A 391-nucleotide genomic window follows, 5' to 3' on the forward strand; every position below is an offset into this window, starting at 1 on the left:
GCCCTGGACGAATTCCAAAAACCTGTTTATTTGACCACTTATGCTTCATGGATCGTTCCCACAGAAGGAGAGATCCCGGCACTAAATAAACTGGCAGATAAATACGGAGACCAGGTGGATTTTGTAATGCTGTTTTGGGACAGCCATTCCACCACAAAGGAACTGGCTAAAAAATATAATAAGAACATTACAGTGCTCTATGTTGATGAAATGAAAAATGACAGTCCGTATGTCATTAAAATGATGAAGCACTCTCTTGGTTTCCCTACTTCATTTCTGCTTAACAAGAACAAGAATATTATAGATATAAGGCGAAAGGTGTCTCATCCTTTCGGGATAGAGTTTGAAAAATCCTTTGATCTTAACTACGATTCTTTTACCAGCGCAATTT

Annotated in this window: 1 protein-coding gene; it reads left to right on the forward strand. The window is 38.4% G+C overall.

The annotated features are described in order from the left end of the window. Positions 1-391, forward strand: a 391-nt coding sequence (locus HC175_RS20040; RefSeq protein WP_168139837.1) for a thioredoxin domain-containing protein, incomplete at both ends; no start/stop codon positions are given.

It is taken from the genome of Salinimicrobium oceani (assembly GCF_012037645.1).